Source organism: Hydrotalea sp. GW822-HT8A01, from assembly GCF_058798575.1.
Map to the genome: position 1 here is coordinate 1,285,188 of NZ_CM179506.1, position 23,612 is coordinate 1,308,799.

At 38.2% G+C, this 23,612-nt stretch carries 19 protein-coding genes; 10 read left to right on the forward strand and 9 right to left on the reverse strand.

Annotation, left to right across the window (positions count from 1 at the left end; translation table 11 throughout):
- Positions 1 to 12: 12 nt before the first annotated feature.
- From AC3QLY_RS05615 to AC3QLY_RS05630, 4 genes are all read left to right on the forward strand, one after another.
- Complete coding sequence (locus AC3QLY_RS05615; RefSeq protein ID WP_074418333.1) at positions 13 to 1,734, forward strand: SusD/RagB family nutrient-binding outer membrane lipoprotein; 1,722 nt, start codon at positions 13 to 15, stop codon at positions 1,732 to 1,734.
- Between the two features lie 18 nt (positions 1,735 to 1,752).
- Positions 1,753 to 2,688: a hypothetical protein gene (locus tag AC3QLY_RS05620; RefSeq protein ID WP_141676791.1), complete on the forward strand. Its 936-nt coding sequence runs from the start codon at positions 1,753 to 1,755 to the stop codon at positions 2,686 to 2,688.
- Positions 2,689 to 2,922: 234 nt separating this feature from the next.
- Complete coding sequence (locus AC3QLY_RS05625; RefSeq protein WP_492990897.1) at positions 2,923 to 6,033, forward strand: SusC/RagA family TonB-linked outer membrane protein; 3,111 nt, start codon at positions 2,923 to 2,925, stop codon at positions 6,031 to 6,033.
- A 38-nt stretch (positions 6,034 to 6,071) separates the two neighbouring features.
- Positions 6,072 to 7,433, forward strand: coding sequence for a RagB/SusD family nutrient uptake outer membrane protein (locus AC3QLY_RS05630; RefSeq protein ID WP_492990899.1), 1,362 nt, complete (start codon positions 6,072 to 6,074; stop codon positions 7,431 to 7,433).
- A gap of 87 nt (positions 7,434 to 7,520) precedes the next feature.
- Here the strand turns inward: AC3QLY_RS05630 and AC3QLY_RS05635 are convergent, their stop codons facing one another.
- From AC3QLY_RS05635 to AC3QLY_RS05650, 4 genes are all read right to left on the reverse strand, one after another.
- On the reverse strand, positions 7,521 to 7,856 hold the full coding sequence (locus AC3QLY_RS05635; RefSeq protein WP_492990901.1) for a hypothetical protein: 336 nt from the start codon (positions 7,854 to 7,856) through the stop codon (positions 7,521 to 7,523).
- A gap of 260 nt (positions 7,857 to 8,116) precedes the next feature.
- A complete protein-coding gene (locus AC3QLY_RS05640) occupies positions 8,117 to 8,749 on the reverse strand; it encodes a flavin reductase family protein (protein WP_218330995.1) in 633 nt (210 codons plus the stop codon).
- 35 nt (positions 8,750 to 8,784) lie between these two features.
- Entirely contained in the window at positions 8,785 to 9,369 is a 585-nt protein-coding gene (locus tag AC3QLY_RS05645; protein WP_218330994.1) for a hypothetical protein, read from the reverse strand.
- Positions 9,370 to 9,478: 109 nt separating this feature from the next.
- Positions 9,479 to 12,862 carry a methylmalonyl-CoA mutase family protein gene (locus tag AC3QLY_RS05650; protein ID WP_218330993.1) on the reverse strand — a complete coding sequence of 1,128 codons (3,384 nt, stop codon included), beginning with the start codon at positions 12,860 to 12,862 and terminating at the stop codon, positions 9,479 to 9,481.
- Positions 12,863 to 12,969: 107 nt separating this feature from the next.
- Between AC3QLY_RS05650 and AC3QLY_RS05655 the strand changes: the two genes are divergently transcribed.
- Both AC3QLY_RS05655 and galK read left to right on the forward strand, forming a co-directional pair.
- Positions 12,970 to 13,914 (forward strand): aldose 1-epimerase, encoded by a 945-nt coding sequence (locus tag AC3QLY_RS05655; RefSeq protein ID WP_218330992.1) that lies wholly within the window; start codon positions 12,970 to 12,972, stop codon positions 13,912 to 13,914.
- Positions 13,914 to 15,092: a galactokinase gene (gene galK / locus AC3QLY_RS05660; RefSeq protein ID WP_218330991.1), complete on the forward strand. Its 1,179-nt coding sequence runs from the start codon at positions 13,914 to 13,916 to the stop codon at positions 15,090 to 15,092. The genes AC3QLY_RS05655 and galK overlap by 1 nt, the downstream gene beginning before the upstream one ends.
- On the opposite strand, the gene AC3QLY_RS05665 is transcribed toward galK, so the two are convergent.
- Positions 15,064 to 15,447, reverse strand: a complete 384-nt coding sequence (locus AC3QLY_RS05665) for a RidA family protein (protein WP_218330990.1) — start codon at positions 15,445 to 15,447, stop codon at positions 15,064 to 15,066. The two genes, galK and AC3QLY_RS05665, sit on opposite strands and share 29 nt — an antisense overlap.
- Before the next feature lie 80 nt (positions 15,448 to 15,527).
- Between AC3QLY_RS05665 and AC3QLY_RS05670 the strand changes: the two genes are divergently transcribed.
- The 4 genes from AC3QLY_RS05670 to AC3QLY_RS05685 all read left to right on the forward strand — a co-directional run bounded on the left by AC3QLY_RS05670 (position 15,528) and on the right by AC3QLY_RS05685 (position 18,343).
- Positions 15,528 to 16,145 carry a 3-hydroxyacyl-CoA dehydrogenase family protein gene (locus AC3QLY_RS05670; RefSeq protein ID WP_218330989.1) on the forward strand — a complete coding sequence of 206 codons (618 nt, stop codon included), beginning with the start codon at positions 15,528 to 15,530 and terminating at the stop codon, positions 16,143 to 16,145.
- An 11-nt stretch (positions 16,146 to 16,156) separates the two neighbouring features.
- Entirely contained in the window at positions 16,157 to 16,858 is a 702-nt protein-coding gene (gene tsaB / locus AC3QLY_RS05675; protein WP_074421326.1) for a tRNA (adenosine(37)-N6)-threonylcarbamoyltransferase complex dimerization subunit type 1 TsaB, read from the forward strand.
- Between the two features lie 81 nt (positions 16,859 to 16,939).
- Complete coding sequence (locus AC3QLY_RS05680) at positions 16,940 to 17,275, forward strand: ArsR/SmtB family transcription factor (protein ID WP_068242201.1); 336 nt, start codon at positions 16,940 to 16,942, stop codon at positions 17,273 to 17,275.
- A 375-nt stretch (positions 17,276 to 17,650) separates the two neighbouring features.
- Positions 17,651 to 18,343, forward strand: a complete 693-nt coding sequence (locus AC3QLY_RS05685; protein ID WP_218330988.1) for a rhodanese-like domain-containing protein — start codon at positions 17,651 to 17,653, stop codon at positions 18,341 to 18,343.
- Between the two features lie 17 nt (positions 18,344 to 18,360).
- Here the strand turns inward: AC3QLY_RS05685 and AC3QLY_RS05690 are convergent, their stop codons facing one another.
- Genes AC3QLY_RS05690 through AC3QLY_RS05705 form a run of 4 tightly spaced genes read right to left on the reverse strand, consistent with a single transcriptional unit; the run spans position 18,361 to position 23,607 of the window.
- Positions 18,361 to 19,260: a lysophospholipid acyltransferase family protein gene (locus AC3QLY_RS05690; RefSeq protein WP_492991257.1), complete on the reverse strand. Its 900-nt coding sequence runs from the start codon at positions 19,258 to 19,260 to the stop codon at positions 18,361 to 18,363.
- A gap of 44 nt (positions 19,261 to 19,304) precedes the next feature.
- Complete coding sequence (gene nadB / locus AC3QLY_RS05695) at positions 19,305 to 20,900, reverse strand: L-aspartate oxidase (RefSeq protein WP_074421207.1); 1,596 nt, start codon at positions 20,898 to 20,900, stop codon at positions 19,305 to 19,307.
- A 51-nt stretch (positions 20,901 to 20,951) separates the two neighbouring features.
- A complete protein-coding gene (gene ispG, locus AC3QLY_RS05700) occupies positions 20,952 to 22,964 on the reverse strand; it encodes a (E)-4-hydroxy-3-methylbut-2-enyl-diphosphate synthase (RefSeq protein WP_218330986.1) in 2,013 nt (670 codons plus the stop codon).
- A 52-nt stretch (positions 22,965 to 23,016) separates the two neighbouring features.
- Positions 23,017 to 23,607 carry a tetratricopeptide repeat protein gene (locus tag AC3QLY_RS05705; RefSeq protein WP_218330985.1) on the reverse strand — a complete coding sequence of 197 codons (591 nt, stop codon included), beginning with the start codon at positions 23,605 to 23,607 and terminating at the stop codon, positions 23,017 to 23,019.
- Positions 23,608 to 23,612: the final 5 nt, after the last annotated feature.

A 23,612-nucleotide genomic window follows, 5' to 3' on the forward strand; every position in this document is an offset into this window, starting at 1 on the left:
AAACTGCGTAAAATGACTTATAAAAAATTATTTATTGGATTGGGGATTTTTCTTACCCTTGTATCCTGTAACAAACAGCTGGATTATAATTTAAATAATCCAAACTATCCGGGCCTATCTACGGCCGATGTAGACTTGTACTTAAATCAGGTAGAAATAAGTTTTAATAACTTTTGGACTACTGCTTCTGATTATGGTGCACAATTAAGCAGACAACAAAACTGGGGTGGGCCTTTGTATAAAAACGCCTATCAACCTGCCAGTTTTGATGGTATGTGGACAACCGCCTATTCCAGTATGCTGGTGAATGCTACCGCCATGCTGCCTTTGGCCATTCAACAAAAAAAATACATCCATTCCGGTATTGCCAGAACACTAATGGCATTTACTTATGGCACTTTGGTAGATGATTTTGGAGATGTGCCTTATTCACAAGCAGTATTAGGTGCTGCCAATACCAATCCTAAAGTAGATGGCGGTGCAGCTATTTATACTGCCGTACAATCGCTTTTGGATAGTGCAATCGCTGATTTTCAAAAAACAGCAACAGCAAAACCTGCCAGCGATTTATTTTATAATGGCAGTGCTGTAAAATGGTTAACATTAGCCAAAACATTGAAGCTAAAGTTCTATATGCAGGCTCGCTTGGTAGATAATACTGTTGGGCCTAAAATTCAGGCTTTGTTAACTGAAAATAATTTAATTAATACCCCGGCACAGGATTTTGTTTTTAAATACGGAACAAATTTAACCGCTCCGGATAGTAGGCATGAACATTATGGTATAGATTATGTAAATAGTGGAGGTGTAGGTGAGTATTTAAGTAATTACTTTATTTGGGCAGTAACTGCTGAAAAATATAATGGTATTGTTAATATTGCCAATAATGCAAGCAGTAATGCAGATCCCAGAGCCAGGTATTATTTTTATCGTCAGGTAACCAATTATAGCTGGGCCAATCAACAAACCGCCCCATGTTTTGGCAATTCTTTGTATGGTAATTCTAATTTTCCTGCATGGTATCCAAGTGTGCCTGATCAAACACCCTATTGCGTAGTTGGTAAAGGTTATTTAGGACGTGACCATGGTGATAACAGCGGAGCCCCTCCAGATGGAAGTTTTAGAACTGCCTGGGGTATTTATCCTGCGGGTGGACAGTTTGATTATGATCAATCTCAATCAGTTTCATTAGGTATGGGTGCCGGGGGTGCTGGAATCAATCCAATATGGCTTTCTTCTTACACTGCTTTTTTAGAAGCTGAGGCTGCTTTATCACTCGGTATTACCACACAGGGCTCTGCCAGATCTTTATTACAAAGTGGTGTAACTGCCTCTATTAATAAAGTGATTAATTTTCCTGCATCTATTGGTTTTACAGGTGTTCCTGCAGCTCAAGTTCCAACTACTTCACAAATTAATAATTACATTAATTTAGTGTTGAATAACTATGATGCTGCACCAAATGCAGATGCACAAATGAATATAGTGATGAATGAATACTATATTGCTTTGTGGGGTAATGGTGTTGAGGCTTATAACAACTTAAGAAGAACAGGTAAACCCTCTAATGTGCAATTGGCTGTAACTACACCTTCTCCAGGTTTCTTTATGCGTTCGTTCTTTTATCCTTCTGTTTTTGTAAACAGAAACTCAAATGCGCCGGCACAAAAAACACCTGGCGATGCAGCAAACAAAGTATTTTGGGATAATAACCCCGATAACTTTATTAAATAAATGATTAAATTTATGAACATGAAGAAGCTAATATATATTTTATCGGTTGTCTGTTTAATAACAGTAACCAACTCCTGTAAAAAAACGGGGGGAGATATTAATCCTTTAAGCAGTTATAAAAATTTTGGGGTAGGGTCTTATTTAGTGTTAGATAGTACCATTAACCAAAATCTGAACTATGCATCTTTATCTAATTCTACAGTTGGAGTTATTGTTCACCAATACCCCAATGGCGAAGCAATTACCAGTATTACTGTTTTTGCTGTTGCAGGAACATCTTATGATACTACCCAATGGAAGAAGGTAAAGACCCTTAGTTATACAAGTCCTCAAACTACCATTACAGTAACAGGTGCAGAACTGGCAGCTGCTATGGGTGGTGCATCCGCCATTCAGCCCGGTGCCAATTACACTTTCTATAATCGAATTACTACCAAAAGTGGTAAAACCTATGATGTAAATAATACGGGCAATAACAGTGGTAGTGGATTGGTAACTGGTTTCTATTATCATAGTGCTTTCTCTTTCAGTGCTTATGTGGTTTGTCCGTTTGTGGCACCTATTGCCGGTACTTATAAAGTAATAAGAGATGATTGGGCAGATTGGAATCCGGGTGCCTTGGTGCAGGTAACAGATGGCCCAGGGCCTAACCAAGTAAATATAAGTAAGGTATATCCTAACCCAGCTTATGGAACAGTAGTAAGCCCATTAATTGTATATGTAGACCCCGCTTCAGGAACTGCCTCGGTTCCAAAAACAAATTTTGGAAATTATGGCGGCGGTTATAATATGACTGCTGTTGGTACCGGTGCAAAAACTTCTACTGGAAATATAGCCGGATATGTATTTTCCTGTACAGGTTATATTACTTTAACCATGGAATTAAAAGCAGACGGTCCCGGTGGAAACGGATATGATAATGGCCCTACCAAACTTATTCTCCAAAAACAGTAAAAAATATTTAAATATTTGTTTTTTTCTCTCGTGTTTTAATTTTCTATTCAATTCCGGGCGGTATTCTTACCGCCTGTTTTTTGTGGGCACATCAACATAAACACTTTTTATTAAACCATTCTTACTTTTTATCAGCCGTTCTTAATTTTTAAGCTTCACAATTTTATTTTTTTTAAAGATTTTTCTGTAGTTTGCTTCACTGGCAAGTATTTACGTTTAACTAAAACAACATTTATGAGAAAAAAGCTGTTGCTCATTATGAGTGCTGTATTGTTGCTTATGCTGCACGTACAGGCCCAAACCACCGTAACCATAATCGGTACTATTACCGACCAACAAGATGGGAAACCACTTTCGGGTGTTACTATTAAAGCAAAAGGTACCAATGAGGCTACCACCACCAATGCAGAAGGAAATTTCAAAATTGTAGTACCCCAATCGGTTACTACCTTAGAAATTAGTTATGTAGGCTATCGCGATATGGCTGTTCGTTTAACCGGTCAACCACTTACCATTAAAATGGCGGAGGCAGATAAAAGCCTCAACGAAATAGTGGTGGTTGGATATGGTACCAAAATTAAAAAAGATGTATTAGGGGCTGTTTCAACAGTAACAGCTAAAGAAATAGCCAATACTCCCGCTACCAGTTTTGAAAGTGCCATGCAGGGCAGGGCTGCCGGCGTATTGGTATCACAACAAAACGGCAAATTAGGACAGGCCATTAATATTAAAATCAGAGGTGCATCTTCTGTGTCAGCAGGTAATGAGCCGCTGTATGTGGTAGATGGCATTCCGATTACTACCGATAACCTTTCCAGTACTACCGCTGCTACCAATGCATTGGCAGATTTAAATATGAATGATATTGAATCCATTCAAATTTTAAAAGATGCTTCTTCTACAGCTATTTATGGTGCCAGTGCTTCTAATGGTGTTGTGCTAATTACCACTAAAAAAGGGAAAGCCGGTACCTCCCGAATTGATTTTAATTATTATACCGGAACCCAAAAGCCAACAGGTAAACGCGAATTTCTTAATTCAAAACAATATGTAGATTATTTTACCCAGGCAGCATTAGGTGCCGCTAATCAGGATTATCTGGCCGGTTATTATTCTACACTTCAGGCGGCTCAACAGGATTATTTAAATTTTGTCAATAGCCGGTTTACCCGCTACTCTGCCGGTAATAATGACTGGCAAACTGCTAAAGTAAATACCAACTGGCAGGATCAGGCTTTTCAAAATGCGCCCATTTCTGAATATGACCTGAATATTTCCGGTGGCGACCAAAAAACAAAATTTTATGTATCAGGTCAGTATTTAGACCAAACCGGTATATTGGTGCGCAACAGTTATAAAAGATATTCCGGCAGGGCCAATTTGGAACATAAAGTAAAAGACTGGTTAACAGCAGGTGTAAATTTGGCTTTTGCCCGTTCTATGAACAGCAGGGTATCGAATGATAATGCTTTTTCTACCCCTTTACAGATTGTAGCTTTATCACCCATTACACCATTAATTGACCCCCGTACCGGTTTAATTAGTGGTGCCTTAGACCCCAATAGCGGAGCCCCCAATACCAATTATCCGGTGTATTACAACCCATTGTTAAGTGTTATTGATGGTTTTTATAATACTTTGGTAAACCGAACTGTTGGTACTTTTTATGCTACCGCCAATTTAACAAAGAACTTAAGTTTTCATACCGACTTTGGTGTTGACCAATTGAATCAGTTTGAAGAAAGTTATTATGGAAGATTAACTGCCCGAAATAATGGCGTACCCAATGGCAGTGGTTTTTATGGTACTACACAGGTGTTGAATTTAACCACCAACAACTATTTTAATTATAAAGCTAATTTTAAACAGAAGCATGATGTTGATGTAATTTTGGGTACCAGCTACACCGACCGCTCCTTCGATTTCAGCAGCGCTAATGGTGAACAGTTCCCCAGTGATGCCTACAAAAAATTAATCAATGCCGCATCTAAAACCGACGCCAGCTCTTCCTCCACTTCTAGTACCCTGGTTTCTTATTTCTCAAGAATAAACTATAAATTCAATAATAAATATCTTTTATCTGTTACAGGCCGTTATGATGGTTCGTCTCGTTTTGGTGCCAATAACCGGTATGGTTTATTCTTAGGCGCATCTGCAGGATGGGTATTAACGGAAGAAGATTTCTTAAAAGATGTAAGCTGGCTTAGCTTTTTGAAAATTAAAGCCGGTTATGCCGGTAATGGTAACGATCGTATTCCCGATTTTGCTGCAAGAGGTTTGTATGCTGGAAATGCACCTTATGGTGGCCAGCCGGGGCAACATCCTACGCAAATTGCCAATCCCGATCTAAAATGGGAAACCACCTATGGCACTGATATTGGCATTGAAGCCAGTTTGTTCAATAACCGTGTAAGCGTTGAAATTGATTATTACAACCGCGATACCCGCGATTTATTATTGAATCAGGAAATACCCGGCACCAGTGGTTTTGCTACGCAATTAAAAAATATTGGCCGACTGAAAAATAACGGTATAGAATTTACCATTAATACTACCAATATTTCCAATAAAAATTTCAGATGGACAAGCTCTCTGAATTTTGGTGCTAACAAAAACAAAGTAATTAATCTTGGAGGCCAGTTATTGGGTACAGATGTAAACAAAGCAATGGAGGGCCAACCACTTGGCGTTTTTGTAGCACGTGAATTTGCAGGAGCAGACCCCGCCAACGGTGATGCATTATACATTAAAAATACTTTGAAGGCTGATGGCACCAGAGACAGGAGCACTACCAATGATTATAATGCTGCCCAGGATGTAGTGATAGGCAGCCCAATTCCTAAATTCATTTATGGATTTGGAAACACCTTTACTTTCAAAGGATTTGATGTAGATATTTTATTGCAAGGAGTGTACGGCAATAATATTTATAATGGTGGCGGGCAATACATGTCAGCCAGTGGTAGTAATGGCTTTGATAACCAAACAATTGACCAATTAGCTGCCTGGAAAAAACCCGGTGATAAAACGATGGTGCCGGAGGCCAGATTATTTTACGCCAATGGTACCAATCCTTCCAGCCGCTATATTTCAGATGGTTCCTATTTAAGAGTGAAAGCGGTGACTTTAGGTTATAATTTACCTGCTAACCTGATTAGAAAAATTAAATTAGAAAGTCTAAGGGTATACCTCCGTGCGCAAAACTTATTTACCATTACCAAATACAAAGGTTGGGATCCGGAAGTTACTGCCGACTTTTTGGCAAGTAACATTACCCAGGGTGTAGATTTTTACTCTGCTCCACAATTAAAAACCATTGTTTTTGGTGTAAATATTGGGTTGTAATATAATGTAAATTTATTTTTAATACGAAATAATTTTTTATGAAACAATATATGTATAAAAGCTTGTTGCTGCTGTTGGTTGTTTATGGAACAGCCTGCAATAAAATGTTGAATACGCAGCCTACACAAAGTATTGATCAAACCGCTGCATTAAATACCAGCAGCGATGTGTTGGTAGCTTTAACAGGCGCTTATGCCGATATGGGCGTGGAGAATGCTTATGGAGGATTAACTTTTGTTGCCCCCGATTTATTGGGCAATTTTGCTGAATTAAACTGGAGTGGAACCTATCAGGGAATGACTCAGATTTATAATAAAACCATTCCTATTGATAATAATTTTACGACTCAAAATTGGTTAACCAGCTATAAAGCTATAAACGATGTAAACAATGTATTGAGTGCATTGAACGTGGTTACAGCCGATAAAAAAGCATCGGTGGAAGGACAGGCTAAATTTATTCGTGGTGCAATGTATTTTGATTTGGTACGATTGTTTGCCAAAGCATGGAATGATGGTGACCCAACTGTTAATGATGGTGTGCCGCTTGTGTTATCTCCCACTGAAGGAATTACAGATGCAAATAAGGTAAAAAGAAATAAAGTATCTGAAGTGTATGCACAGGTAATTAGTGATTTAACTACTGCTGAATCATTATTGCCTGTTACCAATGGTTTTTATGCCAATAAAGCTGCCGCCAGTGCCATGCTGGCCAGAGTATATTTACAAAAGGGCGATTATGCCAACGCTGCAGCTGCCGCCAACAGAGCCATTACTACGGCCACTGCCAATGGCTTTGCATTAACACCTACTTATGCTGCTGCTTTTCCTGCTCCCTACCCTCCGGCCGGTGTAGCCAATACTACTGAAGATTTGTTTGCCATGCAGGTAACTCCCACATCGGGTTATAATACCTTTAATGAGTACTATTCACCATTAAGCAGGGGTGATATTCAAATTAATCAGGCGCATTTAAATTTATATGAACCGGGCGATGCCCGTTTGGGTTTATTCTATAATTCAGGCGGTTCTATTTATACTGCTAAATTCGATAATTTATATGGCAATGTGCATATTATTCGATTAGCAGAAATGTATTTAACAAGAGCTGAAGCCAATTTTAGAATGGGAACACAAGTAGGTGATGCACCGGTAAATGACATTAATAAAATAAGACAAAGAGTGAATTTGTTGCCATATACTGCAAGTACGTTAACACTTGCCGCCATTTTAAAAGAAAGAAAATTAGAATTGGCTTTTGAAGGTTTTACATTACATGACATTAAAAGAACGCAGGGTACAGTAGGGCCGTTAAATTTCGATTCACCTAAATTAGTGTTTCCTATACCCAAAAGGGAAATTATTGTGAATCCGAATTTAACACAAAATGCAGGATACTAACGGAGTATCATTGACTTCCTTAACATAAAAAATGCCGCCTCTTTGCAGGGCGGCTTTTTGTTTTCATAGGTTCTTGATATTTTTTATTTAGTCATCATCTCCTTCATCTCTATGACCCCAACCATGGTTATGACCTTCATGTTCATTCCTTTCTCTATTATAATATACTACTCTCCCCTTGTTATAATAATCATCCCTACCCCAGTTATCATAATAATCATATCTACGTCGTGTAGGTACTACAATAACAGCTCTGGGTGCGCAAACTGGATAAGGATCATCATAAACAACAACTGGCCGTGGAGCCGGATAATAAACCGGTGTGCCAATTCCAAGGTTTACATTCACTCTAACTTGTGCTTGTGTATGTTCGGTTAAGCCTAACACTACAAATAATCCGGCTGCGATGATTAGCTTTTTCATAAAAAATGGTTTAATGGTTTAAAAATCCGGGATAGGGAAAACTCCTGAAAGGGCAACTTATCCAAACCCGTTCTAATTGATATAATGCCAATTGCGTGCCAGAATTTATTTTTTAGGGAAGAAGTATTTCCGGCTTCTATTTTACAGGAAGTAATTGGGATGCCTGAAAAGCAGTATTTACAATATTTTCAGGCATAATTGGAAAATATTTTTGAAGATGATTTTATCCATTTGATGCGCAGCTATTAACAAATCATTTATTAAATTGACGTAACCGGACGATCAGGTTTTGCGTAATGAAAGCGTTGTGTAATATTTCCGCAGCAATAGGTGTCTGAACCCAAACAAGCCAATGAACCTGTTTTGTCAATAGCTATCAATCCATCCGCTTCCGGTAAAATATCTTTTAAAAAAATATCGGTTATTTCTCCTATTACCAAGAATGTATGGTTATGTGTAATGGGTATTATCTCTACCAACTGTAAAGCGTATCGAATGTTGCTTTCTGCTACAAATGGTGCTTCAATACCTTCTATCCATTGCATAGTTAGGCCGGTAGCTATAAATTCATTTACAGCTGCATCATATTTGGCACTGGTTTGATGTGCCTGTGCCACAAATGCTGCCTGGATATGGTTAATGGTATACACTTTCGTGGCTTGTATATTGGCCAGGGTATGTGGCGCGGCACTTATTGGCCGATTGATGTAGCCAATTAATGCAGGATTGGAGCCCAAATGAACAATACTACTAAAAATAGCCAGATTGGGAATGCCATCCGGACTGGTTGTTCCAATTAAAGAGGCCGGTTTAAAACCGGTAATACTCTGAATGAGGTTGGCACGGTAAAATCTTTCCCAACCAGCAATGATTTGTTGATTAAAATGCTGCATATGGTTATAGTAACATATAACCCATAAAATTGTTGTTAATTGGGATTGGTTGATGCAACCTCATAAGTGTGCATAGGTTTAAAACTTAGCCGATCACCTTCTCCTTTTTGGAGCTGGTATTGAATAAACCTTTTTTTACCGGTATAGGAGGCAGTTGAATCATTGGAAGAATACAATGGGAAGTTTCGCATCAACAATCCTTCCATTAATTGAAAATGATCCTGACCTTTATAGCCATCTCTTAGTTTCGGGTCATTTAAAATGTCGGGAAAGCTAACAAAGGATACGGATTTGTTTTCATTCGATACCAATGCAATAACGTTACCATACATTTCATTCGGGCCGTTATAAACATTCATCATTAAATCGGGGAATCCGTCATTATTAAAATCATCAATGGCTGCCTGCTTAATCACTCCCTTTACAAAAAACTCAGGATCTCTGGCATTGGTGAAACCTACTAATTTGATGCTGGCTAAATTATTATCCGGATTTTTGTTATTGCACCGAACTCTGTAACCAATTTTACCAATTAAAACCGTGGTATCAATTTTTGAGGTTTGTGCCAAAATACATACAGGAAAAAAAACTACCATTAATGCAATACATCTTTTATTCATGCTTTCTGATTTAAATTGTATTAAACATTCCACTTCCATTTCTTCAAAAATGTCAGGAACAGTAAAGATGAATTTTTTTGTTTTGTTGAACGATTAAAATCAGTACAAATTACATATTTCTTCTGTATTGGCCACCCGCCTGATACAGTGCATGTGTTATCTGGCCTAAACTACAATATGGAACTACTTCCATAATAGCCGTAAACAAATTTCCATTTTGTTTGGCAGTTTGCTGCAAATAAGCCAGTTTTTCATTGGCTACTCCGGCATTTCTCTGGTGAAAAGCCTGCAAATTTTGAATTTGTTGTTCCTTCTCTTCTGTTGTTGAACGAATCACTTCACCGGGAATTACAGTTGGACTGCCTTTTTTATTCAGGAATGTATTTACGCCTATAATTGGTAAGTTTCCATTGTGTTTTAAGGTTTCATAATGCAAACTTTCTTCCTGAATTTTATTGCGCTGGTACATTCTTTCCATTGCACCCAAAACGCCACCCCGTTCATTAATTCGGTCAAATTCTGCCAATACGGCTTCTTCCACTATATTGGTTAATGTTTCTATTGCAAAACTACCTTGTATAAAATTTTCAATTTGCGCTGTTCCCAATTCGCGGTTAATAATGAGTTGAATAGCCATGGCTCTGCGTACACTTTCTTCCGTAGGTGTAGTAATGGCTTCATCATAGGCGTTGGTATGCAGCGAATTACAATTGTCGTAAAGAGCATACAATGCCTGTAAGGTGGTTCTGATATCATTAAAATCAATTTCCTGTGCGTGTAAACTTCTTCCCGATGTTTGAATATGGTATTTCAGTTTTTGGGAACGTTCGTTGGCATTGTATTTAAATTTCATGGTTTTGGCCCAAATTCTGCGGGCTACCCTGCCAATAACACTGTATTCGGGGTCCATTCCATTGCTGAAAAAGAATGACAGATTGGGAGCAAAATCATCGATATGCATACCTCTGCTTAAATAGTATTCTACATAGGTAAATCCATTGGCAAGGGTAAATGCCAATTGAGTAATGGGATTGGCGCCGGCTTCTGCAATATGATAACCACTAATGCTTACACTGTAAAAATTACGTACCTTATTTTCAATAAAATATTCCTGCACATCGCCCATTAGTTTTAGTGCAAATTCAGTTGAAAAGATGCAGGTGTTTTGTGCCTGATCTTCTTTCAAAATATCTGCTTGTACAGTACCCCTTACCTGTGCTAATGCGTTGGCTTTTATTGAAGTATAAATTTCATGTGGTAATACTTCACTACCCTGTAAACCAAGTAACCGCAAGCCGAGTCCGTTATGTCCTTCGGGTAAACGTTCCGGTGCCATGGGATTATAGTAAACCGGGCGCTGCAATTTATTATATTTTTTTGTGGCATATGCTTCTACTTCAGGCCATAAACCATGTTGTTCAATATATTTTTCGCATTGCTGATCAATTGCAGCGCACATAAAAAAAGCCAGTAAAATGGGTGCAGGACCATTAATCGTCATGCTTACAGAAGTTTTTGGATCACATAAATCAAAACCACTGTATAATTTTTTAGCATCATCAACAGTGGCAATATTAACTCCGCTATTGCCAATTTTACCATATATATCCGGTCTTATGGCAGGATCTTCGCCGTATAAGGTAACACTATCAAATGCGGTTGATAAACGGATAGCGGGTTGCCCTAACGATACATAATGAAATCTTTTATTGGTTCGTTCCGGTCCGCCTTCACCGGCAAACATTCTGGTTGGGTCTTCCCCTGTTCTTTTCAATTCAAATACACCTGCAGTATAAGGAAATCGCCCCGGCAAATTTTCTTGTAATTGCCAATGCAACACATCACCCCAGTCTTTGTATTGTGGCAATATAATTTTATGTATTGCAGTTCCGCTTAATGAGGTAACGGTTAGGGGCTGCTGTATTTTTTTTCCCCGAACTTCATAACTTAAAAATTCTGACTGGTATTGTTTTTTGATTGAAGGCCATTCATCAATGCGTTGTTTACAGTCAGGGTCTAATTGTTGTAAAGTTTGGGTTACAGCATTTTGCAGGTCTGTATTTTCTTTCAACCATTTGTTTTCTAAAACACCCTGTAGCTGATATAGTTTTGATGCAATATTGGATTGTTGTATGACCCATGCATCATATTCTCTGATGCGTTCAACAATTTCTGACAGGTAGCGTATTTTTTTGGGTGGAATAATAGAGGGTTTATTGCTATGCAAATGCAGTTCTGTGGCCGGTAGATGTTCAATGGGCCAATGTATATTTAATTTTTCTGCTGTTTTTTGCATCAGTAAATTAAAAAGTGTGTTCATGCCCGGATCGTTAAACTGCGCAGCAATGGTGCCTACAATGGGTAATTCAGCTACACTTGCCTGAAACAATTGGTGGTTGCGTTTGTATTGTTTTTGTACATCGTGCAGCGCATCTAATGCGCCTGCTTTATCAAATTTGTTGATACAGATCAGATCCGCAAAGTCCAGCATGTTTATTTTCTCTAATTGAGAGGCTGCTCCATATTCGGGCGTCATTACATATAAACTGACATCACTGCAATGTAAAATAGAAGCATCGCTTTGACCAACACCTGCGCTTTCCACAATAATACAATCAAAGCCGGCAGCTTTGCAAATGTTAATGGCATCTTGTGCATGCGCACTGATGGCTGCATTGTCTTCTCTGGTTGCTAAACTGCGCATATAGGTTCTTGCCCCAGCTATGGCATTCATTCTGATACGATCGCCCAATAATGCACCACCGGTTTTTTTCTTGGAGGGATCAATACTGATTACTGCGATGGTTTTTTGCGGATATTGAAGCAGGTAACGCCTAACCAGCTCATCGGTTACCGAACTTTTGCCGGCACCGCCTGTGCCTGTTATTCCAATAACTGGAATGAAGGCAGGAGCAGTATTGGTTTGTTGTAAATAATCTGTAATTGCTGTGTATGGTTGCTTGTTTTCTGCCATTGTTATGGCTCGTGCTATGGCTATAACATCTTTTTGCTCTCCCAGTGCAAAATGGAGCGGTTTCTTATAAATTTGTTTTAATTGGGGAGATATAACGGTACTGCACTGTTGCAGCACATCTTCAATCATGCCATCCAAACCCATGTGCCTGCCATCATCAGGTGAGTATATTCTGGTGATTCCATATTGATGTAAAATTTCAATTTCCTCCGGCAATATGGTACCGCCGCCACCGCCGAATATTTTAATATGTCCGCAACCATTTTCATCCAATAAATCTTTCATGTACTTAAAAAACTCAACATGCCCACCCTGGTAGGATGTGATGGCGATTCCCTGAACATCTTCCTCAATAGCCGCTTCTACAATTTCCTGAACACTGCGGTTGTGGCCGAGGTGAATAATTTCGGCACCTTTACTTTGTAAAATGCGTCGCATAATATTAATCGCTGCATCGTGTCCGTCAAATAAACTGGCAGCAGTAATCAATCTAATCTTTGAATGGTTCTTTTGTTCCATAGCACATGCATTCTAGTGACCAACAAAATTAGGGTATTGATGTTAACGGTTGTTAGTTTTGTGGATACACAGATTTTATTTTTACATTGTGCCTCAAAAATTAAGGTATGCGATTCAGCAGCTCAGTCATTACAAAAACGCCATTTGAAGTAATACAGTTAAAAGATGAATTAAATGGAACGGTGGTTGAAATTTATAGCATGGGTGCATTAATGAACGGATTCTATGTTTTTGCAAACGGGCATTTACACAATGTGATAGATGGATTTGCTACACCCGAAGCTGCTCTAAAAGAAATAACCTATGGCTTTAAGAGCGCAAAACTGGCGCCCTTTGTATGCCGAATGGCAAACGGACAATTTACAATAGATGGTCATCAATATACCATCGGAAAATTTTATTTAGGCGATCATGCCATTCATGGTTTAGTGTACGATGCTTTATTTGATGTGATGAACATACATGCCGATGAACATGCCTGCTCCGTTGGGCTGCGCTACAGCTATACCGGTTCCGACAAAGGTTATCCCTTCCCATTTGAATTATTGGTGAATTGGAAATTAGAAACCAACAATAAAGTTACCGTAACAACCACAGTACTGCATCACCATGCATCTGCTATTCCTTATAGTGATGGCTGGCATCCTTATTTTACTTTGGGTACCAGTGTAGATGATTGTACACTTCAATTTACCGGTAACCAGCAGGTTGAATTTGATGAACGCTTGTTGCCTACCGGCGTAACCATTGATGACCATCGGTTTGTTAAGGGAACGAATTTGAAAGACATTGATTTAGACAATTGCTTTCTGCTCAATGCATCTGAACCTCCACGTTGCCTGCTCAAAAATAATTTAATGGAACTGTGTATTCAACCCGATACAGCATATCCTTATTTGCAGGTATATATTCCACCACATAGAAACAGCATTGCCATTGAAAATTTAAGCAGTACTCCCGATGCGTTTAATAATGAGATGGGGCTATTGTGGTTAAAACCCAATCAACATCACATTTTTAGTACTTCATATACAGTAAAATCGCTTGAATAATGGATAAAGATCAGGAACGAATTGTCAGCATCTTTAAAAATACATTTAAAGATACACCTGCTTTGTTTTTTTCTCCCGGCAGAATGAATTTAATAGGAGAACATATTGATTATAATGATGGATTTGTTTTGCCGGCTGCAATTGATAAAGGTATCTGGATAGCTATTTCAAAAAACAATACCCACACCATTCGTTGTATTGCGGCCGATATTCAGGAAGAACTTTTTGTAACTACAGATGCAATTCAAAAGCAGGACGGATGGAAAAATTACATACTGGGTGTATTGCATGTATTGCAACAGGAAAATTTTTCAGTTGAGGGATTTGATTGTGTGTTTGGCGGTAATTTGCCGCCGGGTGCAGGCCTTTCTTCTTCGGCTGCCATAGAAGCGGGATTGTTATTTGCATTGAATGAATTGTGCAACTACCGGCTTTCTACCCTGCAGTTGGCTTTGCTGGCACAAAAAGCCGAACATAGTTATCCGGGTGTGCAATGTGGTATCATGGATATGTTTGCGAATTTGTTTGGAAAAGAAGCCAATGCCATATTATTGGATTGTGTTTCCCTTCAATATAAATGGGTACCTTTTGTTTTGAAAGAATATACTATTGTATTAATTAATTCAAATATACATCATAGTCTTGCTTCCGGCGAATACAACAAGCGAAGAGAGGAGTGTAAAGAGGGATTAAGCATATTGTCTTCTTTGCATAAAGACTATCATTCTTTCCGAAATATTTTACCTGAAATGGTTGAAGCCAATAAATCTGTTTTACCTGAAGTAATTTTTAAACGTTGTTTATTTGTTACACAGGAAATACAAAGGGTACTGCAGGCAGTAGAAAAATTGGAACAACAAAATTTAAAAGCTTTTGGGCAATTATTGTATCAAACCCATGAAGGGTTATGCCACTTATATGAAGTTAGCTGTGCTGAAACCGATTTTTTAGTTGCGGCTACTCGGAATTATCCGGAAGTGATTGGCGCCCGGTTAATGGGTGGCGGATTTGGAGGTTCTGTTCTTTGTATGATGCAGGACGGAGCGGCAGAAGCAATAACCCGGGCAATTTTAGCCGCCTATCAACAGCAATTTAACATCAAAGCAGAGGCCTATTTTGTAAAACCGGCTCCGGGTACGTACCAACAGGTTACAGATGCTGCAATGCAATCATGCTGATTTCAACATGTACATTTTTAGGTAATCCTTTTACAGCAATCGTTTCTCTGGCCGGGTAATCACCGGAAAAATAGCTGCCATATACTTCATTTACGGCCGCAAACAATGCCATATCGCTTAAAAAAATGGTTGTTTTAACAACATGTTCAAAGCTTATTTTGCTGGCTTCTAAAATGGCTTTTATGTTTTGCATCACCTGATGGGTTTCTGCAACAATATCATCTGTAACTAAATTGCCGGTTTGGGGGTTAATTGCAATCTGTCCGCTTAAATAAATGGTTTCTCCGGCTTTAATGGCCTGGTTATAGGGTCCAATGGGTGCCGGTGCTTTATCTGTTTTGATAATTTGCTTCATTGTAAAACTTATTTTACTTTGGCAAGTAACTGTATTTTCTGTTATCAACCAACCTATTTTTGTATTTTAAATAATGGATAATGCATATACTGGTTAAAGCCAATCAGGCGCAACGGGCCGCTTTATTACAGAAAAAAATACCGGCAGGGGTACAAGTTTACTGGTTTGAAGAGAACAACCATCCAATAGCAGATGCTTATTTTGATTTTTTATATGAAACAGAAGGCCCTGCATTTCAGCATATTACCGATAAACCTGTTTTTGTAAATGCAGTTATTCCACTATGGAAAACAATGCCTGTAAACTTTATTCGTTTCAATGCCTGGCCTTTTTTTTGGGAGAGGTCTATTATTGAATTGGTCAATCAGGAAAGCTCCGTTCAACAAACAGCAGAAAAAACGATGCAGCAACTTAATTTTTCATTTATCTGGTGTCCGGATATGCCCGGTATGATTGCTGCCAGAATCATTGCTGCCATTATTAATGAAGCGTATTTTTGTTTGGGAGATGGCGTTAGTACAAAAGATGAAATTGATACAGCCATGCGTTTGGGCACCAATTATATTTTGGGGCCGTTTGAATGGGCTGAAAAAATAGGTGTAAGCAATATTGTGCGCTTATTAGAGGCAATGCAACAACAATCTTCTCAATACCAGGTTGCCCCACTTTTATTGGAATCAATTCATACAACATATTAAAATATACAGTATTGGCAATTATTTTAAATATTGATACCGCTACAGAAACAGCCTCAGTATGTATATGTTATAACACTGAAGTCCTTTCTATCGCATACAGTAATGAACAAAAAAACCATGCAGCATTTGTACAGCCTGCCATTCAACAAATATTGCAAAAAACAAATACCCATATTGCTGCTATTGATGCAGTTGCCGTAACAGGTGGTCCGGGTAGTTATACAGGCTTACGTGTTGGTTTAGCCACAGCTAAAGGAATTTGTTATGCATTACAAAAACCACTTATTATTGAAAATACACTCAGGGTAATGGCTCAGGCGGCTTTGGCAACACTATCGCATTACATACTACAAAATACAAATACCCAGTGGCTGTTATGTCCGATGATAGATGCCCGTAGAATGGAAGTGTTTACTGCGGTTTATCAACCGAATTTAATGTCGGTATCTGAACCTGCAGCACGTATTTTAGAAGAGCACTGCTATAATAACTTGTTAAAAGACCACCATATATTATTTTTTGGCAGTGGCAGCATAAAATGGAAAAAATTAATACAACACCCCAATGCACAGTTTGCCGAAATTAGTCAAAATGCAGGCCATCTCGGTGTTTTAGCCTATCAGGCATGGCGAAATAAACAATGGGTTAACCTGGCTTATGCCACTCCTTTTTACCTGAAAGAATTTTATCATCCAAAAAAAAATTACAAATAATCCTTTTTTGGTATACACCGTATTTAAAAAGTATTTAACTTTAGCCTTATATTGTAATTTTTTAATCCCCAATCACTAAACATGAGTAGTTCACAAAACACACTAACCTTAAGCAATGGCAGGCCCAGTGCAAAGGTTGACTTGATCCAGTCAAAGAAGGCGGCTCTAATTTTAAGAGCGCTGAACCACAAACTTCGCCAGCAAATGCTGAAGTTGTTGGATGAAAACAAAAAAATGACTGTTACTGAGTTGTATGTAAAATTGCGTTTAGAGCAATCTGTTGCCTCTCAGCATCTGGCCATTTTGCGTCGTGCAGAATTAGTAAACACACAACGCAATGGTAAATTCATTTTTTATGCACCCAACTATGCCCGCATTAACGAGGTGATGAAATTTGTTACCGAATTAGTAGGATAAATTTTTTGATTTATCCCATACCCAATTCCACCGGTTTTCATTAATCGGTGGATTTTTTTTGTATTACACTCGTTGCTTACGGAATAGTTTTATTGATTTTCAATACAAGTATTTCAAATTTTCAATAGTGTTAGTTTCATTGTAAACAAGGACTTACCTTTGTACACTTTTAATCAATTATTGTCCGACAAAACTTAACTAAAAAATCGCTGTAATCCTTTGTTGTATAGGATTACAGGCTAAAAAATGGTTGTTTCAAAATTGGATGGAGTCTCCCATCTTTTGAAATCGGCTGAAATATGGTTCTGTAAAGGGTTTGAACCATTATTTTACAATTTTAGTCGGCCAACAATGACTTTTAATAATAAGATTCATATGAACAAAATGCCCGAAAAGCCACTTGCTTTAACTGTAGCAGAAGTAAAACAATGGCTGATTCAAAATGATGAAATTCGTGTGTTAGATATTCGGCCGGCCCAAAGTTTTGAAGCAGGTTTTATTACCGGTGCCATTACAATTTGTTCGGAAGATAATCTCTCCGAATGTTTAACCGCATTACAGTTGCAAATTAAACCCATTATTTTGGTTACCGATACAGCCACTGAAGAACGCATTCAATTAATGCAGCAACAAGGTTATCAGCAAATTATTGGATATTTAAAAGATGGCATGAATGCCTGGAATACACTGAATGAGCCCATCGACCTGATGATAGCAGTAGAAGCAGATGAATTGGCTATGGATATAAAATTTGATGAGCAATTAATTTTAATAGATACACGTTCTGATGAGGAATTTGAAGCGGAACATTTGAACAATGCTGTCAATATTCCTTTCACCGAACTAAAAGATCCTGCCAGTATGGCTAATTTTGAAGATTTTCAAAATATTTATATTTATGGCGAAAATGGTTACAGGGGTATCACAGCTTGTTCATTAATTAAAAAAGAAGGCATCCATAATTTGCGGCATTTGCAGGGAGGTTGGCCCGAAATTAAGGCAATGGGTGCTGTATTTGAATTGATAAAGCCTTCCAAAAAGGCGAATCATGATCCAAAGGAAAATTAAAGCAGAGGAGCAATAACTTATTTTAGTAGATGTGCATGCTTCTCCTGCTGAAAAGTCCATTTCCAGCGCCGATGGCTCCACAAATAATTAGCCGGCCTTTTTCGCACTTCATCTTCTATAAAGGCAATCATTGCTTTCGTAATGGCTGCTTCCGGTAAATTTTTTGGGGTAGTAGTAAATACGGTGGCTTCTGATTGATAGTAGCCTCTTTTTACCCGGTAAAAATTGCAGAAAACAACAGCAGTATCATTGTAACGGGCACTTAGTTCAGGGCCTTTTACAAAAGGGGCAGGTTTCCCAAAAAAATTAAACCAATAAGTATTATCCGGCTTGCCTGGATTTTGATCACCTACCAAAATTAATGCATATTGTTGTTTTGATTCTTGTGCAAATTCTTTCTTGAAATTAGATGCAGATACCAATTTTGTTCCAAACCTGCTGCGAATGTGCATGAACAGTCGGTTAAAAATTTTATTTTCAATAGGCTTGTATACCACAATAAAGTTGTATAATAAATGTTGTGCATAGGCTACATTTGCCAGTTCCCAGTTAAAGAAATGACCCAGCAAAATTTGTACATTTTTGCCAGTGGCATATAATTCGTTAATAGTATGGTAGTCTGCCTTTACTCTTTTATTCAATTCTTTCCCTGAAATAGAAACTAATTTAATTACTTCGGCAAATGTATCGGTGAATTGCCGGTAAAATTCTTTTGCAATTTTTCTTCGCTCCGCTTCCGATTTTTCAGGGAAGGCTGTCATCAAATTTTCATCCACTACTTTTCTTCGGTAACCAATGACATAATAAATAATTACATAAAAAAAATCACTTATCCAATAAATTGCACGCCATGGTAGCAAGGAGAGTAAATAAAATAATGCGTAAACAATGTAATACATATTTTTTCTGTAATGAATGGTGAAAGGGGCGAGATTTTATTGAATAGAATAGTGAATAATGTTTATAGTACAATGTTTTGCAGTAAAGCACTCTTTTCCGGATGGTCAGTATTGAAATGAAGCCCCCGACTTTCTTTACGAAACATGGCGCCTTTTACAACAAGATATCCAACGGTAATTACATTTCTTAATTCACATAGTTGTGGTGATACTTTGGCGGTTCTATACAATTGTTCAGTTTCCTCATATAACAAGTCCAATCGTTTCATGGCTCTTTGCAAGCGAATATCTGTTCTTACAATACCCACATAATCACTCATCAGTTGTTCCAGCTCTTTTCTGCTTTGGGTAATTAAAATCATTTCTTTAGGATGGGTTGTTCCTAATGCATTCCAGTCGGGAATATTTTCCTGAAATGCTATATGAACAATTTGTTCAACACTGGCTAAATAACTTCTGTGGGCAAATACCATGGCTTCTAATAAACTGTTGCTGGCTAAACGGTTGGCGCCATGCAAACCAGTACTGGCACATTCACCACAAGCAAACAAGTGTTGAATGGATGACTCGCCCCATTCATTGGTTTTAATACCTCCACAACTGTAATGTGCGGCCGGAGCAACGGGTATCATTTGACGTGATACATCAATACCAATACTCAAGCATTTTTCATAGATGTTTGGAAAGTGATGTTTAAATTTCCCCATATCCATGTGGCGGCAATCTAAATAAACATGCTCTGTACCGTCCTTTTTCATTTCATTATCAATAGCTCGGGCTACTATATCTCTCGGTGCCAGATCTTTTCGTTCATCATATTTTTCCATAAATGCTTCGCCCTGCTTATTTCTTAAAATTCCTCCATCGCCCCGAACAGCTTCGGTAATTAAAAAAGATGGAGAAACGCCGGGCTGGTACAATGCCGTAGGATGAAACTGAATAAATTCCATATTTTCAATGCGGCCTTTGGCGCGGTATACCATTGCCACTCCGTCACCGGTTGCAATGGTAGGGTTGGTGGTAGTTCTGTAAACCTGTCCGCAGCCACCGGTAGCCAGTACGGTAATTTTTGCCAGTACTTTTTCTATTTCGTTGGTTAATGTATTTAGAACATATACGCCATAGCATTGAATATCCTGTGTTGATTTGGTAACTAAATAACCCAAGTGGTGTTGTGTAATCAAATCTACCACAAACCAATGGTGTATTAATTGTATGTTTTTTGTGGCCTGCACCTCATTTAATAAAGCTCTTTCTAATTCCTGACCTGTAACATCTTTATGGTGTAAAATTCTGTAAGCACTATGTCCGCCTTCTCTTCCCAATGCATATTGGCCGGAAGCATCTTTATCGAACTCTGCACCATATCCAATCAATTCTTGAATTCGGTTCGGGCCTTCCTTTACAACTATTTCTACAATTGCTTTATTGCATAGTCCATCTCCGGCAACCAAAGTATCTTCAATATGTTTTTCATAACTGTCGGTAGTATCATCCCAAACACCAGCAACGCCGCCCTGCGCATATTTGGTATTGGTTTCTTCTGCATTTGTTTTAGTAATAACGGTAATGGTTTTATCTGGAAAATGCTTAGCTACCTTCAACGCATAACTTAATCCGGCTATGCCGGAACCTATCACTAAGAAATCAGTACGCATATGGTTCATGTAATTATCAATAAAGGTATTAATACTAAAAATTATTCAATTTTAATGAACCGGTTCAATCCATACGTTGCTTTCTTTCAGCAAGTCAATGAGTTCATTTAAAGCAATACCACTGTCTATATTTCTTTTTACAATTTCTTTACCTCTGTATAAAGTAATTTTTCCCGGGCCACTTCCAACATAGCCAAAATCGGCATCGGCCATTTCGCCCGGCCCATTTACAATACAACCCATGATAGCTATTTTAACGCCTTTTAAATGGTGTGTTTTTGCCCTTATTTTAGCAGTGGTTTCCTGCAAATCAAACAAGGTTCTGCCGCAACTGGGGCAGGAGATGTATTCTGTTTTAGAAATACGGCAGCGGGTAGCCTGCAAAATTCCAAAAGCGGTATTGTTTAAAAATGCTTCTATTGTGCTGTTTTCCAAATAATTTCTACCGCTGGCTGCGGTGCTTTTTTGCGCCAGATTATTGTAGATTGCTGCATCAATTTCTAAAAATAAGCCATCGCCCATGCCATCTAATAACATGGATCCGGCAACGGTTGCAAAATGTATCAGATGTTCATCAACGGTATGCCATTTGCTTGTGATATTGAAAATTACCGGATTTTGAATATTTCTATTCATCAACTCTATTGCCATTTTTCTCATAGCCGGCATAGTATGGGTGTTTTTTGTTGTTAAACAAATCACCACGGTAGGATCATTGGCAAATTCTGTTAAATATGTATAATCATTCAGCGTGGTATCATCACTATAGCAATCTAATAAAACAAAATTAATAGCCGCATCTTTTTGAATGGCCTGTACATAACCTGATCCGCTGAATATAGGATGATATTTGCTTTTATCAGCAGCTAATGCCCAGCTGGCCGGATAACAAATTACCTGTAAGGTTCCCGGTAATTCAAATGATAGTAATTGATGGCCGGTGAAAATATAATCTGCTGCTGCATCTCCAATATTCCATTTATCTGTTGTTGCATCATAAGCATAACCAATACTACGCAAATGCTGTGGCGTTATGTTATCTATCTTACTGAAATCGGCTACAACAACAGGCACTTGTGTGCCTCCTGTATTCTGTACCATGAAAGAATCCCTTCTTTTATATTGAAATGGATTATAGGGTATGTTGTTTACAGCAGGAATTTTATTTTGATTGCTTGAGCTTTGTGTATAGCGCTTTACCAAATCTTTACAAACAGGTATTTCAAATTCAGGATCTTCAGTTAAAGAAACCCTGATGGTATCGCCAATGCCGTCTTCTAATAACGTACCAATGCCTGCAGCACTTTTCATACGTCCGTCTTCACCATCGCCGGCTTCGGTAACCCCGAGGTGTAAAGGATAACATTCGTTAAATTCTGCCATCATTTGTTGTACCAACAGGCGGTATGCTTGTACCATTACCTGTGGGTTGCTCGATTTCATACTAAGTACAATGTTATGATAATCTAAGCTTCTGGCAATTCTTAAAAATTCCATTGCGCTTTCCACCATGCCATTGGGTGTATCGCCATAGCGGCTCATAATTCTGTCGCTCAATGAACCATGATTGGTGCCAATACGCATGGCAGTGCCATATTCCTTACAAATATTTACCAATGGGGTAAACCGTTCGCGGATTCGTTCTATTTCTTCGGCATATTCCGCATTGGTATATTCAATTTGTTCAAACTTCTTTTTATCAACATAATTACCGGGATTGATGCGTACTTTTTCTACTATTCTGGCTGCTATTTCAGCTGCATTGGGCGTAAAATGAATATCAGCCACCAACGGTGTGTTATATCCTCTTTTGCGTAATTCATTTTTGATGTTCAGCAAATTCTCTGCTTCATTTTTTGAAGGAGCTGTAATACGGATTAATTCTGCACCGGCTTCAATACAACGAATGGCTTGCTCAACTGTGGCAATTGTATCCATGGTATTGGTGGTGGTCATGGTTTGTATGCGAATAGGGTGCCCGTTACCCAACAGCAGGTTGCCAATTTTTACTTCTCGTGTTTTTAAGCGACAGTATTTTGTTAGGTTGTTACAATAAAGTTGCATAACTAATATTTTGAAGCGATTTTAATAAAACAATTATTTGCGCTAAAAGTTGCTACCAGTCTTTTTCAGTATTAACCGGTTTTATTTTTTGTTTTTCGTATTGTTGTAATTCTTTTTCCTGTTGGCGTAACTGGTTTAGCAAATTATCTGCCTGTTGTTTGCTTAAAGGATTTTTAGGTTGTTTTTGCTGATTGTTTTGCTGCTGTTCATTCTTTTTTTGTTCATTCAGCGCCTTTTGCAAATTATTTCGGGCTGAGTCGCTATTAGGGTTTAATAATAAGCTTTCTTTAAATGCTTGTATGGCATCACTTAACTGTTGTTGTTTAATGGCTGCTACGCCTGAATTATAATAAGCCTTTGCTTTTAAGGATGCATTGTTGCTGGTTAATGCCGCTTGCTGAAACTGTTTGGCCGCAGCATCATAATTTTTTTGTTGTTGTAAGGCGTTTGCTTTGTTAAATAGGGCAATACTGTTATTAGGATTGGTGGCTAATATTTTATCATAAAGCGACTGTGCTTCTGAATAGTTGCCGGATTGGTACAATTGATTGGCTTTATATAACAAAGCCTCTTCTGTTTTGTTTTGTGCTGTTGCCTGAAAAAAAAGGAGTAAGCAGGTAAATATGATATAAATTATTTTCATTTTTT